This window comes from Fibrobacter sp. UWB4, from assembly GCF_002210345.1.
GTDB lineage: Bacteria > Fibrobacterota > Fibrobacteria > Fibrobacterales > Fibrobacteraceae > Fibrobacter.
Genome location: NZ_MWQI01000014.1, coordinates 1 through 15,169, shown reverse-complemented (window position 1 = coordinate 15,169; position 15,169 = coordinate 1). Strand labels below are relative to the sequence as shown.

Genomic DNA, 15,169 nt, shown 5'->3' with positions numbered 1-15,169 from the left:
AGTTTGCAGGATTCTCATGGGAATTGAAAAAGGGATTTTCAACCGTACATCGCTCCTTCTCGGGAACGATGTTATGGACTGTATCTATCAAAAACGCGTCATCATTTTTGGACTCGGCGGAGTCGGCAGCTGGTGTGCCGAGAGCTTGGTCCGCTCCGGCATCAAGGAACTCGTCCTTGTTGATTCTGACCGCGTATGCGTTACCAACGTGAACCGACAGTTGATGGCCACTACAAAAACCGTGGGCCAAGTCAAGGTCGAAGTTCTCAAGAATCGCTTGTTAGAAATCAACCCGCATGCAAACATCATTGCGTTGCAAGACATCTACGAAGAAGCGAACACCGAGAAATTCCAGCTGGACACTTTTGACTACATCATTGACGCTATCGACAGTCTCGAAAACAAGATGCAGTTGCTTTGGCACGCCACACGCACCAAGGCCATCGTTTTCTCTTCGATGGGCGCCGCCCTCAAGATGGACCCGACGCGAATCAAGGTTGCCGAATTCTGGAAAGTTGCCGGATGCCCGCTCGCCCGAGCACTGCGCGACAAGTTCAAACGCAAAAAGAAAAAGCTCGCCAAAAAAGTGTTGTGTGTCTACAGCGACGAACTCTTAAAAAACCGCGGTCAAAATTCTTCTTGCGGAACCGCCGCTTGCATGTGTCCTAAAGTCCGTCAGGAACGTAGCGAAGCGGAACTCAAGAACGCCGAACTCGTCGATCACGAATGGTGCAGCAGCAAAGCCCAAATCAATGGCACCATGGCTCACGCCACCGCCATTTTCGGGTTTATGATTGCGGGCCTCGTGATGAACGACATTTATCAGAAAGCATTAACGCAAGCTGAGTGATTTAACTTGCTCTTGACTTTTTTAACTTAATAAGTTAAATTAAAGTTAAAAGGAGAGAGCATGAGCATCGGCGGAATTACATTCAAGACCATCAACGGCAAGCGTTACGCTTACTATCAATGGACCGAAAACGGCAAGCAGCACAGTCGCCGAGTCAAGGATGATGAATTTGCGGAACTCGCTGCAAAAATTGCGACAGAAAAAGCGAAAAAGAATTCATCGAAAAACATTCAGCAACTGATGGTTGCTGAAAACATCGCTCCATATTCTGCAAAACCCGAACTCAAAACCGACATAAAAATTGGAGCACAACTCACCCGTTTTTTCGAACCCGTCATGAAATGGGAAAAACGCGAAAGCTTTAGCACGCTCCACAATTACATTTACGGAGAAAACAACGACCGAGTTCTCATCCTATACGGGCTACGTCGCACAGGCAAAACGACGCTCATCCGCCAACTTATTGGCGAAATGCCTGCCGACATGCAACAGAAAACGGCGTTTATTCAGCTGAGCTCTAGACATTCGCTCGCTGACGTCAACCACGACCTGAAACAATTAGAATTGCTTGGTTTTCGTTACGTATTCATTGACGAAGTGACCTTGCTAAACGATTTCATCGAAGGTGCCGCATTATTCTCCGATATTTTCGCCGCCGGCGGCATGAAAGTGGTTTTATCCGGGACTGATTCTTTGGGATTTGTTTTTTCTGAAGACGAGCAACTTTACGACCGTTGCATTTTATTGCACACAACATTCATCCCCTATCGTGAATTTGAAAACGTTCTTGGAATTGCAGGCATTGATAAATTTATCGAATTCGGCGGAACGATGAGCATGGGCGGGAGCAACTACAACACAGACAAGTTTACTTTCGCCACACAAAAAAGCGCAAACGATTACGTGGATTCCGCCATTGCACGCAACATTCAACATTCCCTCAAATGCTACCAGCACGAAGGGCACTTCCGTGCATTGCAAGATCTATACAATGCAGGCGAATTGACAAGCGCCATCAACCGCATCGTAGAAGACGTCAACCACAGATTCACCATAGACGTACTGACTAAAAAATTTAAGTCAAACGATTTAAGAATATCGGCATCGAATCTGCGTCGCGACAGAAACAAGCCCACCGACATTCTCGACCGCATCGACATTAACGCTTTTACCAAGCAACTAAAACATCTCTTGCTTATCAAGGACAATGCAGAACAATCTGTAGAAATTAGCGAGCCACACCGCATAGAAATCAAGGAATACCTTGACTTACTAGATTTAACTTGCGACATCGATATTGTCAATATGTCCAACCTGAATGAGCACCGCACACGTACAGTTCTTTCGCAACCAGGACTCCGTTACGCCCAAGCATCAGCACTCATCAAGAGCCTTTTGCTAGACGAGACTTTCAAACAAGTTCCGATTACTGAGCGTATGGCAATCGAGAAACGAATTCTCGACGAAATCCGCGGACGTATGATGGAAGAGATTGTACTCCTGGAGACCAAAATTGCAAACCCCACAAAGCAAGTTTTCCAATTGCAATTCGCCGTTGGCGAGTTCGACATGGTGGTTTTCGACCCGCAAAGCGCCTGTTCCGAAATTTACGAAATCAAGCATAGCGACAAAATCGCCAAAGAGCAATGTCGCCACTTGCTTGACCCCAAGAAATGCGCCGAGACGGAATTTCGCTACGGGAAAATCTTAAGCAAGAACGTCATCTACCGCGGAGCAAAAGACCGCTTTGGGGATATCAATTATTTGAATGTAGAAGAGTATTTGAAGGGGCTATAAAATAGAATCAGCTCTTGCAACTTTAGTTTCTTAAAAGGTACACCTACACCAAGTCGACCTATCAACACCGCAGGATATATCAAATCCCGTTTTTCCCAAGGTAGATTTTTGCCTATCTGTTTCTTTTTACCCATCAGCTGTTGGCTATACTTAACGGCATCCCTAGAAAAGAACGAATCAAGGTCTTCGTTACCACAAGAAAAAGTATTACAACGATTTAAAACTGATAGAGTCAGAGCCGTGCGAATGCAATTAGATTCTAAAAAGGCCATTTTCCTTCAGCCCTTAGTTTATCAATTCGTGCAGCATTGCGCATATCAAACCCACTCCACTCGGAATGTTGCCGAGTAAAGTCAATGGATCCGCAGTTACGTTCGGCCTCTTCCGCATTTTTCACGAAAGATTCCGCCACCGCATCCGTCAAAATCGGGATATTGCTAATTGCTAAGGCCATATTTGTTCTCCTAATATACATTTTACCGTTTCGATTTGCAATTCTAGACATAACTGCAACAGCATCACAAAAGCAATACGGCCGCGTTTTTCCTGACTCATTCAGCCTCCTAGTTTTGAAAAAAGAAAAGCATCCGATTTTTTTTCGGATGCCTGAGGCCTTTTCAAGGGTCATGCATTAATGAATCAATATTTGAATATAGTGGCAAGCGACGTTTTGTAACTTTACTGTAAAATAAATTACAGCCCCAATCTGCGTCCTTGATGGTCATCTTTGTTGGCGATTTCTTCGAGCATGTTCTGCGTAATCAGTTCTCGCGTGCGCAAGTCGGCGGGAACATACGCTAGTTTACGGCGAACATTCTGAAAATCGCTAATGGACACATTATCGCAAGCAAGAACTTCTCTTGGACATTTATCCCCAAAAAACGATGTCCATGTTTTCGAAACCTGCTTAGAGTCCATATAGTCAAACGCCAGCTTCAGCTGAAAACGCCGACGGATTGCCCAATCCAAAACGTTCTCGTAATTCGTGGCTGCAATAAGCATTCCGTTGAACGAATCCATTTGGCATATAAACTCATTTACCAAAGTCACTTCCCAGTGATTTTTTGCATTGCCTCGATTTTCAAAGAAACTATCAGCCTCGTCAATGAAAAGAATAGCATCACTCTGTTCAGCTTCTCTGAACATTTCACGAATGTTGCGTTCCGTATCGCCCACAATTCCACCAAGGATATCGCTTGTACGCTTCACAAGCAAATCACGACCAAGAATATCTTGAGCAATATGCTTTGCATAAGCCGACTTCCCTGTTCCCGGAGGACCGTACAAAAAGATGTTCAAGTTTTCTCTGCGTCCATTCAATTTTGAAGCACGCCATTGCGCATCGAAATTTTTGAGCATCGGAACGACATAATCAATATTCTTTACATCCCCGCTAGAAATGCGGACACATTCCATATTATACTCGTTTCCTTTAGCCTCTTGCGAGCCCATCGATATGCCCAAAAGTTTGGCATGAGACGACGCAATTTCACGAACCACGTTCAACGGGGAAAAATCCGCCGCCAGCATCCGCTGCGCCTGACGAACCGCCAAAGTAATGCTCCCCGCCATCACGGGAATCTCCTTCGCAATACTTTCTATTTCGTCGTTGCACAAAATCGATTCCGCTTGTTGCGCTTCAAGAACAGACTGCCAAATTGCAACGCGTTCCTTATTACTGAACGTGAAGAATTCCAGAGAATAGTCAAACCGGCGACGAGTACTATTTTCAATACACGCAATATTATTCGTAATCCAAATGACAGGCGTTTTCAGATTTTCAAAAATGATATTCAGCAAACCTTTCTCCGCCTGATTCAAAACCAAATCAGCCTCATCCATCAGGATTACGCCACCACTCCGTTCACATTCCCAATCGGCAAGCAACATGGAACGCAAACGAGTCTGCAAAAGGGATTCCTTATCCATAGATTCGTCACCCAAGCCCACGGCAAACAAAGGAACATTCAACTCCTGAGCAAGCGCTTTCGCAAGTTCCGTTTTTCCCGTTCCTTCACGACCGTAAAAAAGGATATTGAGTGGCGAGCCCTTCTGATGAGTTTTCAGCATCTGCAAAACAAAGGACGCCTGCGGATTCGTCTTGGAAATCTGGGCATAATTGACGCAAGGCTTTGGCGCCGTTTTCAAATCCATAATCCTTGACATATCCGAAAATCCATACAGAAAATCGCTTACCTCGCTCGCCAAATACAGTTCACACCGCTTGATTTTCAAATCTGCATTTCGATTCGTTTCCTCCACACGCACCAACTGGAACTTGATAAGCGCGCTCTCCTTTGAACAGAGTTCATGCAATGTCGCCGGCTCCAGCCCCGCAATCAAAGAAATTCGCCTAAACGACCCCCGCTCAGACGAGTCAAAGTAATCGAACATCTTCGAGATTTTTTCAACCTTAAAAAACATGTTATGATGATCGCGCAGCCATAAATACAGCACAAGATCCAAGGCTTCATCAGAAAGATGGAAAAGACGCTTCAATTCAAAAGTCCTCTGCATCGACACATCACTTTCATCGCATCCACCAGCAAGCCAATTTGCGGAACACTCTTGAATTGACCGAGAAAGCAACTGACGTGTATAAGCATCACCATCGCCCCAATGAGCAACAAAGTCCAGGAAATGCCTAGCAAAAATGATTCTTCGGCTTTTATGGAATTCTTCGAGAAGGTCCTTCGACTTGTACCACTTATCCTCAATCTCCGTCGTAATTCCAGTAGGAAGTTCAATGCATTCACGGGCTTCACACACTCTATCCAAAAAAGCCGCAACGCATTCATCCGTCATATACTTGTCGCAAAAGACCCGACAATCCCCATCTGGATAATACCGCATAAAGCGGCTCCAAAATTCCATAATTTTCAAGTCTATAAAAGTCGGCTGACCGCTCAGAGACTTTTCAGAGACACCCTCTTTACCAAGCATTTCGCGCTTATTTTTAAAGTAATTTTCGGTTGTATTTTCGTAATGTAACTGCATGGTTTTAACCTCAATTTTGCACCATGCAATATAAAAGAAACGCACGACAATTAATGTCGTGCGAGAAATTAGTTTAATTATCTACAAGCATAAGATTTATCAAGTTTGATTATAAAAATTCAATATCGCTTTTTTCTCTGATTCTTTTCGCCCCTGAATTTGTTGTTTTTCCCAACATTTCATTTCCGCCATTTGTTGAGCAACAGCATATTTACTTTTCCGATAGCGTTTTACCTTTTCTTCAAACGGCTTATCCTTTATAGAACGATTAATATCATATTCTAGCAGCATTAAATTACCAATGCTATTTTGAAGAATCCAGTCTACTTCTACAGCTCCATCTCCTGTGGCATGAATATGTTCCACATCAAAACCCCAAGAAAGTCGGTTTCTCAGTTGCTCTATACCAAGTTCATCCGATATAGAGGGTTCTTTGAGGAATGCAGACACAATGCAGATTAAATCCTTCTTTTTTTGATTATCCGTGATGGAGCCAGTTAATACATTATTCACCATCCATTGCAATCCTATTTTTCGTTCTTCTAAATTTTTCACAAGATTTGCAGCATCTTTATTGCACAGCATTTTGTAAATACCATACATAAAATTTTTTCCTTCGTTTACAATCTTCGCATAATAAATACTATACGCAAAGAAAATTCTTGCAAGCAATTGCCATGTTTCATAGACATTCTCTACATTATTTTCATTCATAAACAGTAAATAGAGGATAGGATATTGCCAATATCTTCCATACCGCGACTTGCAAACCAATAGGTCGGCAATCATCTTTTCTTGCGAATCAACATTTCTTTTATTCCAACGAATAATGGCATCTTTAACTTTTTGCAAATCCTCTAAACAAAGAACAACCCCGTGTGCCTTATTGGTGTTTAATTCCTGATGTGGAGCAACATCTAGACAAACATCAAATAGCGTGTCATAAAAACGGTCGGTTCCCCATTCGTACATAGATTTGGGCAAATCAAACTTAGTAATCAAATATGTTTTATAGACATCACGAACCATGTCAACATTCACTAAGTCGAAATTATGATTAATTCGCCATTCTAGATTTGACTCTTTTATCTGATTGTATAAACTATCTATGCCATCAAATTGATTTTCTCCCCTTTTGTCTTTAAGGTATTCATACAATCTCACCTTAAATAAATCACCACCATTCAAGTCAAGACCAGCGGTATTAATCGTATTGAAAATTTCCAATGTTTTAGAAATACCTGCCTTTGTAGTTATTACAACAAACCAAATATTATCCTTAATATATTTCAGCAAATCCGCATAACATTCGAATGGGAAATCTAATTCCTCAAATGTTTCTTTAATTAGCTTAATATTTTCTAAATATTTGTTACTAGAACAATCATTATTCAAAATCTCTAAAGAATCAAAAGACATCGCTTCGCTTAAAAATTCATCTTCCTTGCCTTTATTTACTCTAGATTCAAGAATATCGGTGAATCGAATATCTGAAGCGTCACAAAGAAATGATAGGTATTTCAATAAACATAAAAGCGTACTGAAACGTTGCTGACCGTCAATCACATCTTGTTCATGCTCTTTCTTTGTAATATACTTGCGACAAGACAACTGCATCGTACCAATAAACATTGGTGCAGGATTTACTTTTGGTAGAAGTTTCTTCTTACCATTCTCATCTTCATCAAAACCGGAAACGCCACAAAAACCTAGCAACAAATCCCGCACGAACTTAGTAATCTGCGGTTCACCCCAGGAATATTCACGCTGATAAACAGGGATTACATAATGAGTCTTGGAATCAAGCAAATCTTTCAGAGAGCACCTTTTACAATCAATATCGAATTTTTCAGAAGAAGTTGCGCACATTTCATATAGATTCTCAACTTTGTCTGCTATTTGAATAGCCCTACAACAGGATCCTCGTTTTTTGTACAAAATTTGTTGATTATCAGATGTTTCATTTAACGATTCATTTGGTTCCTGAAGATCAAATATCTTTGCTGTTACACCAATAGCGTTTTCAAGAGCCCAATCCTTATCGATAATATTCCATTCATTGCCGCGTATTCGGATTATCGGATTGAGATCCTTTAAAAATACGGCATTACAAGTTGCCTTAGCAACAGAGACAACCTTATAACCATCGGCTATGGCAATTAAGTCACCTTTCCTTATTTTCTTAAATTCGTCTTTCTGCTCCCCAACAAAAATTAATCCATTACGCCTAAAAACAGAAATAATTTTGGAATTTTCGTTTCCATTTTTACTCCAACGGCAACCAACTTTCCATACCGTCATTGACCTTCCTCCAATTGATTTCGTGTTTTTCATCCTTTTATAAGAATTGTCTTATTGAGAAAAGACAAATCTGCATCATCGTCAAACCAGCATTTTTTTACTTTATCGTCCCTCCCGCTCACCATTTCAAAACAGAGCCTCAATTATTGCACCCGGTATAAAATTAACCTCAAAATAAAAGAAGGGTAAAAAAAAATCCATAAAATCCATTTTTAACTGTTCCAAGTTGCAATGTTACTCAAAAGCCTCAAAAAACACATAGCACTTTTTCAGAACCTTCATCGAAATGAACGGAAATATGTTTTTTTCGTTCAAGATGCTACTTGATTCTATCTCCGCAGAATTCTTGGCGGCCACACTTTTCGCAGTGGGCGCCCATCCAAAGCGTATCGAATTGTTCAATGGCGGGTTCGACGATTTGCGGGTCGTTCGTGAGGATTCCCGCCTCAAAGTTGCGGCGGAGGGAACTTTTCAAGCCAATGCCAGCGCCTGTCAAGTTTGCGGAGCCGATGTAGGCGGTTTCTAGATCGAAAATCATCATCTTGAAATGGACCCTCGGACACATGACGCGTTCGAGATCGGTCGCGAGAATCTTATAGCGGTCGAAATCTTCGCGGAAGTTCGGGCCGGGTTCCTTGGCGTGAATGAGCCGCACGCCCACGCCACGCTTGAGGAGTCCTGCGAGTTGTCCAAGCAGCGGAATTGATTCACCGTTCTGTTTGACGTAAACATCCTTGATGTCGGCGGTACCGATCCAGAGCGTTTCGCGGACTGTTGCGATACGGGAAATGACTTCGGAATAGTGTTCTTCGTTTTGGATGTACTTAGTGAAGGTCGGCATAGAAAGAAATATAGTATTGTCAGGCGACAATAGATGTCGTCGGATTTATTTATATTGAAAGGAAAGGGAGATTCCCGCTCAGAGGCGGGAATGACAAAGGAGCCGAGTGATGCAGAAACATGCTTGCATGTTTCTATATCCGAGGCGAACTAGTCAGGCCCCGTTAGGGGAATGACATGTTTAAGCGAGGTCTTATGGAAAATCCGGGTCGCGGCGAACGCATGGTGCGAATTTTTGTGTACCTGATGGCACACTATAACAATCGTTATAGCGTTACGGATATCATGCAGCATTTGGATATTCCCGCAAATGAATTGCGAAGTGTGCAGCGCGATATGCAGGCATTGACAAATCTCGAAAGCCGTTACATCCAACGCATTACTGACAGCGGCAAGACTTATTACCAGGCAGCGCTTGAACGTGCGAACAAGCTCATATTCCCGGATTTTGGCGACATGGTTTTGCATTTTGTCTTTTTGCAGCGCATCGCGAACTTGTACCCGACAACATCAAGCCTTATCGAAGACCTCACCAAGAGAATCACGCAGGATTTGCCTGCGAAGCAGCAAGACGTTCTGAAGAGCTATTCGAAAGAATTGAACGGCCGCATTCTCTTTATGGGGACTCCGCCAAATTACGACGAAGACGTGAGCAAGAACCTGCCGACTATTCTGAACGCGATTCGTCAAAAGCGGAAAGTACAGATAAAATACACAGACAACTGGGGAACGCCATCGGATAAGCCACGCGTTCCGCTGATGGTCGCTATAAGTCATGGAGACATTTATATCGGTTGCGTTTCGCAGCACCACCCCGACAAAACTTACGCGTTAAAATTGCAGCGCATCGAGTCGGTAAAATTGCTGAAGGAAACTTTTGAAGAAGACTCGAAGGTGGTCGAATCGTTGCGCAAGCGCATCCGCACGGGGGCACTGCTTTTGGGCGATCAAAATCCGCAAGAAGAAAAGGTTGTCATTTACTTCCCGAAATACGCCAAGAACTTTTTGAAGGAACGCCCGTACCACCGCTCCATGAAAATGGAAGATGCGCCAGGCGACGAGATCCGCGTGACAATGAAGGTCGAGGTAAACGAGCTACTCAAGCAGTGGATTATGTATTATGGGAACATCGCGACGGTCGAACAGCCGAAAAAGTTGAGGCAGATGATACTGGAAACGGCGAAGGCTCTCGTAAATAAGTACGAAAGATAAGGGAGATTCCCGCTCGGAGGCGGGAATGACAGCAAAATTCCCCTCGTTATTACCAAAATTGCGGTCTTGTTATAGTTTTTGCTTATAGATAAGCAACTTTTCTTAAAAATTTTTATAATTCACCCTACTTTCCTATTGGACTAGTAGGATTAAGTTTTTAAATTATGCACGTCAAACGAACGAGGCACCCCGCAAGGGAAAAGCCTGGAGGATTTCGCTATGCGATGTCGAATGTATAATCTAGCCGAAGGCAGGCGGGCCTAATACCGCAAAATTTTAACGCTCAGGATTGAGCAAACCCATTAACAATCGCGTCGCCCGACGCCAACAGTTACAAAACGATCGGGCGAACGCGAAAATTTGCGCAAAAGCGCACAAGAGGATTTAAATAATATGACGACTCAGAACAAGCTCCATTTCGAAACTCTTCAGCTCCACGTTGGTCAGGAACAGGCAGACCCGGCAACCGATTCCCGCGCAGTTCCTATATATCAGACCACTTCTTACGTGTTCCACAGCGCCCAGCACGCTTCTGACCGTTTCCACCTGAAGGATGCAGGCAACATTTACGGTCGCCTCACCAACACCACGCAGGACGTTTTTGAAAAGCGCATCGCAGCTCTCGAAGGCGGTATCGCAGGTCTCGCAGTCGCTTCTGGTGCAGCAGCTCTTACCTACGCCATCACGGCTCTCGCCCGCAAGGGGGACCACGTGGTCGCTCAGCGCTCCATCTACGGCGGCACCTACAACCTCTTGGAACATACGCTCAGCAAGTTCGGCATTGAAACGACTTTCGTTGACATCCACAACCTCAAAGAAGTCGAAGGCGCCATCAAGTCCAACACGAAGCTCGTCTTTATCGAAACTCTCGGCAACCCGAACTCCGACATCCCGGATATCGAGGCCATCTCCGAACTCGCTCACAAGAACAAGATTCCGGTCGTGATCGACAACACCTTCGGTACTCCGTACTTGATTCGTCCGCTCGAACACGGTGCTGATATCGTCGTGCATTCTGCAACGAAGTTCATCGGCGGTCACGGTACGACTCTCGGCGGCGTGATTGTTGACGGTGGCAAGTTTGATTGGGCTGCATCTGGCAAGTTCCCGCAGTTCACCGAAACGAACCCGAGCTACGGTGTGCCTTTCACCGCAGCAGCTGGCGCTGCAGCTTACATCGTTTACATCCGCGCTATTCTTCTCCGCGACGAAGGTGCAGCAATTTCTCCGTTCAATGCATTCCTCCTCTTGCAGGGCACTGAAACGCTTTCGCTCCGCCTCGACCGTCATGTGGAAAATACCAAGAAGGTTCTCGAATTCCTCTCGAAGCACCCGAAGGTCGCTAAGGTCAACCACCCGAGCTTTGCAGATCATCCGCAGCACGCTCTCTACCAGAAGTACTTCCCGAACGGTGCAGGTTCCATCTTCACATTCGATGTGAAGGGCGGCCAGGCAGAAGCCTTCAAGTTCATCGACGGGCTCAAGATTTTCAGCTTGCTCGCTAACGTTGCCGACGTGAAGAGCCTCGTTGTTCACCCGTATACAACGACCCACTCCGAACTCACTCCGGCTGAACTTGCCGAAGCTGGTATCTCTCCTGCAACGATCCGTCTCTCCATCGGTACGGAACACTACGAAGACATCATCAACGACCTCGCACAGGCTCTTGACCAGATTTAACAATAACAGTAGACAGTAGGAAGTAGACGGTAGGAAGTTATAGCAAAAATAAACTTCACCGCAAGCAAAAACTTCCTACTTCCTACTTCTAACTTTTAACTAAAAAAAGGATTCTACAATGTCTAAAATTTACGCATCTGCTGACCAGCTTATCGGTCATACCCCGCTCCTCGAACTCTCCCACATCGAAAAGGAAAACAATCTCCAGGCTAAGATTGTGGCAAAGCTCGAATACTTCAACCCCGCAGGTTCTGTCAAGGATCGTATTGCCAAGGCTATGATCGACGACGCCGAAGCTGCCGGCAAGCTCAAACCGGGTTCCGTGATTATCGAACCGACTTCTGGTAACACGGGTATCGGTCTTGCTTCTGTCGCTGCCGCTCGCGGCTACCGCATCATCATCGTGATGCCGGAAACCATGAGTGTTGAACGTCGCCAGCTCATCAAGGCCTACGGTGCAGAAATCGTTCTCACTGAAGGTGCTAAGGGCATGAAGGGCGCTATCGCCCGCGCTAACGAACTCGCTGCCGAAATCAAGGATAGCTTCATTCCGGGACAGTTTGTGAACCCGGCAAACCCGGCTGCTCACAAGGCTACAACGGGTCCGGAAATCTGGGAAGACACGGACGGTAAGGTTGATATTTTTGTCGCAGGTGTCGGTACCGGTGGTACGATCACGGGCGTTGGCGAATACCTCAAGTCCAAGAATTCTGACGTGAAGGTTGTCGCTGTCGAACCGGAATCCTCTCCGGTGCTCTCCAAGGGCGTTGCAGGTCCGCATAAGATCCAGGGTATTGGCGCAGGCTTTATCCCGGATACTTTGAGCACTTCCGTCTACGACGAAGTTCTCCCGGTCAAGAACGAAGACGCATTCGCCGCCGGCAAGGCAATTGCCAAGGCTGAAGGCATTCTCGTGGGTATCTCTTCTGGCGCTGCTTTGCATGCCGCAATCGAACTTGCAAAGCGTCCGGAAAACAAGGGCAAGACGATTGTCGCACTCCTCCCGGATAGCGGTGACCGTTACCTCTCCACTCCGCTCTTCGCTGACTAATAATAAGTAGGCAGTAGGAAGTAGACGGTAGGAAGTGGTAAATTAATTTGAAATTTGTTCGGTAAGTGCTTCGCGGTTCCATTCGCCTCGCAGTAGAAACCGAAAAAAACATTAAGATGATTCATTATTGAGTGAAAAACGCTAGAAGGTTCCATTCGCCTCTCTAGCGTTTATTTGTGTTTTAAAGGATGCAAAAATGTCTGAAAAAAAACGTGTCGCTGTAGGATTGTCGGGCGGTGTGGATTCCGCCCTTTCGGCGTATTTACTGAAAAAGCAAGGTTACGAAGTTGTCGGCATGACGATGGCGACATGGGACGGCTCCGTAAAAATGCCTGCGGTTGAAGGCCGCGAAGGCTGCTACGGCCCTAGCGAAGACAAAAATATCGAGGAAGCAAAGCTTGTTGCCGAGCGTCTCGGAATTCCGCATTACGTTGTTCCTGTCGCCGAAGATTACAAGCGCGAAGTTCTCGACTATTTCCGTGCAGAATACCGCGCAGGGCGAACGCCGAATCCGTGCGTCCGTTGCAATCAGAGCATCAAGTTTGGAGCGCTACAGCATGCGGCACGCAAGCTCGGGATTGATTTCGATTATTTTGCGACAGGGCATTACGCACGACTCGATTTTAAGAATCCCGATGTTCCGTTCTTGTACGAAGCGCTAGACGAGCATAAAGACCAGACATACTTTTTATCAAGACTCTCGGCAGAGCAACTTTCCACTGTGATTTTCCCGCTCGGCGGAATGCAGAAAGCAGACGTGAAAGCGCTCGCCAAGGAAATCGGCTGGGACGATTTTGCAACAAAGCGTGAGAGCCAGGATTTTATCGAGTGCGGCGATTACTCGGTGCTGTTTGACGAGAGCGACAACGTTCCCGGAGATTTTATCGATGTGAATGGAAAGGTTCTCGGGAAGCACAAGGGCATTGTGCATTACACGATTGGGCAACGCAAGGGACTCAACATCGGCGGGCAAGCGGAACCGCTTTATGTTGTAGCAATTGACGCGCACCACAACCAGGTGATTCTCGGACCGCGAAGCGCATTGAGCTGTACCGAAGTTTCTGCCGTTGACTTGAACTTGATGGTTTCGGAAACATCGCCTTTGCTGAAGGAACCGCTCACAGCACACATTCGTCTCGGGCATAAAGGCGCAACAGCAAAAATTACAGCTTTGGACACCGCCGCAGGCACCATCAGCGTGAAATTTGACGAACCGCAATTCGCATCTGCTCCGGGACAAGTGCTCGTGCTCTATGCAGACAAAGGCGTGGTCGCCAGCGGAATCATCGGGAAGTAAAAGGCGAGAATTCTTGAAACATATACGAAGACTTGCTATTTCATTTATTTTTTTTATATTAACCATAGTTAAGCTATAGTCGCAGGATACACCTGCAACAAGCCGTGTTCTTTATATCTAAAGGAGCACGGCTTTTTTTTGTTATAAGGAGAAAAAAATGAAGAAAAACAATGAAAATACAGATGTTGCCATCTCTAGCCCACTCACAACATCCGGTGTCGAACGTATGATTCAAATCGTTCGAGGCAAACAAGTATTACTTGATCGCGATTTAGCAACACTTTATGGGGTGGAAACCAGAGCCATAAATCAAGCCGTAAAACGAAATGCAGAACGATTCCCCGAAAGATATTGCTTTCAATTAACAGCAGATGAACTACAAAACTTGAAATCACAAAATGTGATTTCAAGTTGGGGTGGAGACAGATTTAAGCCATATGTATCAATCGTCTTTCCAATGTCGAGGCAAAAGTTTTAGAGCAAGACCGCAAAAATGCCGAATACGACCGCAGGCTAGACGAAGTTTTTGAGGCAATGGACCGAAATGAATTGAAATCAAAGGGGCTATTCTACAACAACCAAGAATTCGATGCATATGTATTCGTCTGCAATTTGATTCGTCAAGCAAAAAAGAAAATCGTTCTTGTAGACAACTATGTGAACGAGAAAACATTGGCGATGATGCTCAAGCGCAGTAAAGATGTATCAGTTACTATTTACACCTATGACAAAAGCAAAGTTTTTGAAGTAGATCTGACGACGTACAATGTGCAGTACGCGAATTGTCCCATTAAAATTTTACCCAGTTATGGAGTCCATGATAGATTCTTATTTATAGACGAAACCGCGTATCATTTTGGAGCATCGCTTCAGGATTTAGGCAAAAAGACATTTTTCTTCAGCAAGGAAGATTTTACTATAGAGGAAGTGCTAAGAAAATCGAAAAAATAATGGATAGCTTTTTACGCAAAAATCCTACCCGATTGGGCAGGATTTTTTTAGAGATAGTTGGCAATAAAAAGTTTTTAAATGGAGTAGTCTTTTTCCATCATGCCGTAGTCGATGAGAATTTGTTCCAAGCGGTCCTGAGTCATCGGCGTCGGGATGGTAAAGAGCTCGTTTTCGTCGATGTTCTTTGCAAGTT

12 protein-coding genes and 1 pseudogene are annotated in these 15,169 nt (G+C 44.7%); 8 read left to right on the top strand and 5 right to left on the bottom strand.

Annotation, left to right across the window (positions count from 1 at the left end; genetic code table 11):
- Nucleotides 1-16: 16 nt before the first annotated feature.
- On the top strand, nt 17-850 hold the full coding sequence (locus B7990_RS14575) for a ThiF family adenylyltransferase (RefSeq protein WP_088641606.1): 834 nt from the start codon (nt 17-19) through the stop codon (nt 848-850).
- Nucleotides 851-910: 60 nt separating this feature from the next.
- Complete coding sequence (locus tag B7990_RS14570) at nt 911-2,647, top strand: AAA family ATPase (RefSeq protein WP_088641605.1); 1,737 nt, start codon at nt 911-913, stop codon at nt 2,645-2,647.
- Between the two features lie 259 nt (nt 2,648-2,906).
- Here B7990_RS14570 and B7990_RS14560 read toward each other — a convergent pair whose 3' ends face one another.
- The 4 genes from B7990_RS14560 to B7990_RS14545 form a co-directional block, all read right to left on the bottom strand.
- Nucleotides 2,907-3,101, bottom strand: a complete 195-nt coding sequence (locus B7990_RS14560) for a hypothetical protein (protein ID WP_088641604.1) — start codon at nt 3,099-3,101, stop codon at nt 2,907-2,909.
- Between the two features lie 239 nt (nt 3,102-3,340).
- Entirely contained in the window at nt 3,341-5,644 is a 2,304-nt protein-coding gene (locus tag B7990_RS14555; RefSeq protein ID WP_088641603.1) for an AAA family ATPase, read from the bottom strand.
- Between the two features lie 99 nt (nt 5,645-5,743).
- Nucleotides 5,744-7,978, bottom strand: a complete 2,235-nt coding sequence (locus B7990_RS14550; protein WP_088641602.1) for a DUF262 domain-containing protein — start codon at nt 7,976-7,978, stop codon at nt 5,744-5,746.
- 286 nt (nt 7,979-8,264) lie between these two features.
- The gene (locus tag B7990_RS14545; protein WP_088641601.1) at nt 8,265-8,786 is read right to left on the bottom strand and encodes a phospholipase D-like domain-containing protein; all 522 of its coding nucleotides are present in this window, start codon (nt 8,784-8,786) and stop codon (nt 8,265-8,267) included.
- A 176-nt stretch (nt 8,787-8,962) separates the two neighbouring features.
- Here B7990_RS14545 and B7990_RS14540 point away from each other — a divergent pair, with 176 nt between their 5' ends.
- The 6 genes from B7990_RS14540 (at nt 8,963) to B7990_RS15160 (ending at nt 14,976) form a co-directional block, all read left to right on the top strand.
- On the top strand, nt 8,963-9,997 hold the full coding sequence (locus B7990_RS14540; RefSeq protein WP_254917558.1) for a YafY family protein: 1,035 nt from the start codon (nt 8,963-8,965) through the stop codon (nt 9,995-9,997).
- A gap of 393 nt (nt 9,998-10,390) precedes the next feature.
- Nucleotides 10,391-11,677, top strand: a complete 1,287-nt coding sequence (locus tag B7990_RS14535; RefSeq protein WP_088641599.1) for an O-acetylhomoserine aminocarboxypropyltransferase/cysteine synthase family protein — start codon at nt 10,391-10,393, stop codon at nt 11,675-11,677.
- 118 nt (nt 11,678-11,795) lie between these two features.
- Nucleotides 11,796-12,728, top strand: a complete 933-nt coding sequence (cysK, locus tag B7990_RS14530; RefSeq protein WP_088641598.1) for a cysteine synthase A — start codon at nt 11,796-11,798, stop codon at nt 12,726-12,728.
- 196 nt (nt 12,729-12,924) lie between these two features.
- Nucleotides 12,925-14,025 (top strand): tRNA 2-thiouridine(34) synthase MnmA, encoded by a 1,101-nt coding sequence (mnmA, locus tag B7990_RS14525; protein ID WP_088641597.1) that lies wholly within the window; start codon nt 12,925-12,927, stop codon nt 14,023-14,025.
- A 157-nt stretch (nt 14,026-14,182) separates the two neighbouring features.
- Nucleotides 14,183-14,503: an ORF6N domain-containing protein gene (locus B7990_RS15165; protein WP_088641596.1), complete on the top strand. Its 321-nt coding sequence runs from the start codon at nt 14,183-14,185 to the stop codon at nt 14,501-14,503.
- A 56-nt stretch (nt 14,504-14,559) separates the two neighbouring features.
- Nucleotides 14,560-14,976, top strand: a complete 417-nt coding sequence (locus tag B7990_RS15160; RefSeq protein ID WP_088641595.1) for a DNA-binding protein — start codon at nt 14,560-14,562, stop codon at nt 14,974-14,976.
- 74 nt (nt 14,977-15,050) lie between these two features.
- Here B7990_RS15160 and nifH read toward each other — a convergent pair.
- Nucleotides 15,051-15,169, bottom strand: a pseudogene (nifH, locus tag B7990_RS15265) (nitrogenase reductase); the annotation flags it as partial.

Excerpts from the sequence above, each read along its gene's own strand:
- B7990_RS14540 (WP_254917558.1), top strand. The coding sequence starts at position 8,963 with ATGTTTAAGCGAGGTCTTATGGAAAATCCGGGTCGCGGCGAACGCATG.
- B7990_RS15165 (WP_088641596.1), top strand. The coding sequence starts at position 14,183 with ATGAAGAAAAACAATGAAAATACAGATGTTGCCATCTCTAGCCCACTC.
- B7990_RS14545 (WP_088641601.1), bottom strand. The coding sequence starts at position 8,786 with ATGCCGACCTTCACTAAGTACATCCAAAACGAAGAACACTATTCCGAA.
- mnmA (WP_088641597.1), top strand. The coding sequence starts at position 12,925 with ATGTCTGAAAAAAAACGTGTCGCTGTAGGATTGTCGGGCGGTGTGGAT.
- B7990_RS14570 (WP_088641605.1), top strand. The coding sequence starts at position 911 with ATGAGCATCGGCGGAATTACATTCAAGACCATCAACGGCAAGCGTTAC.
- B7990_RS14550 (WP_088641602.1), bottom strand. The coding sequence starts at position 7,978 with ATGAAAAACACGAAATCAATTGGAGGAAGGTCAATGACGGTATGGAAA.
- B7990_RS14555 (WP_088641603.1), bottom strand. The coding sequence starts at position 5,644 with ATGCAGTTACATTACGAAAATACAACCGAAAATTACTTTAAAAATAAG.
- cysK (WP_088641598.1), top strand. The coding sequence starts at position 11,796 with ATGTCTAAAATTTACGCATCTGCTGACCAGCTTATCGGTCATACCCCG.
- B7990_RS14535 (WP_088641599.1), top strand. The coding sequence starts at position 10,391 with ATGACGACTCAGAACAAGCTCCATTTCGAAACTCTTCAGCTCCACGTT.
- B7990_RS15160 (WP_088641595.1), top strand. The coding sequence starts at position 14,560 with ATGGACCGAAATGAATTGAAATCAAAGGGGCTATTCTACAACAACCAA.
- B7990_RS14560 (WP_088641604.1), bottom strand. The coding sequence starts at position 3,101 with ATGGCCTTAGCAATTAGCAATATCCCGATTTTGACGGATGCGGTGGCG.
- B7990_RS14575 (WP_088641606.1), top strand. The coding sequence starts at position 17 with ATGGGAATTGAAAAAGGGATTTTCAACCGTACATCGCTCCTTCTCGGG.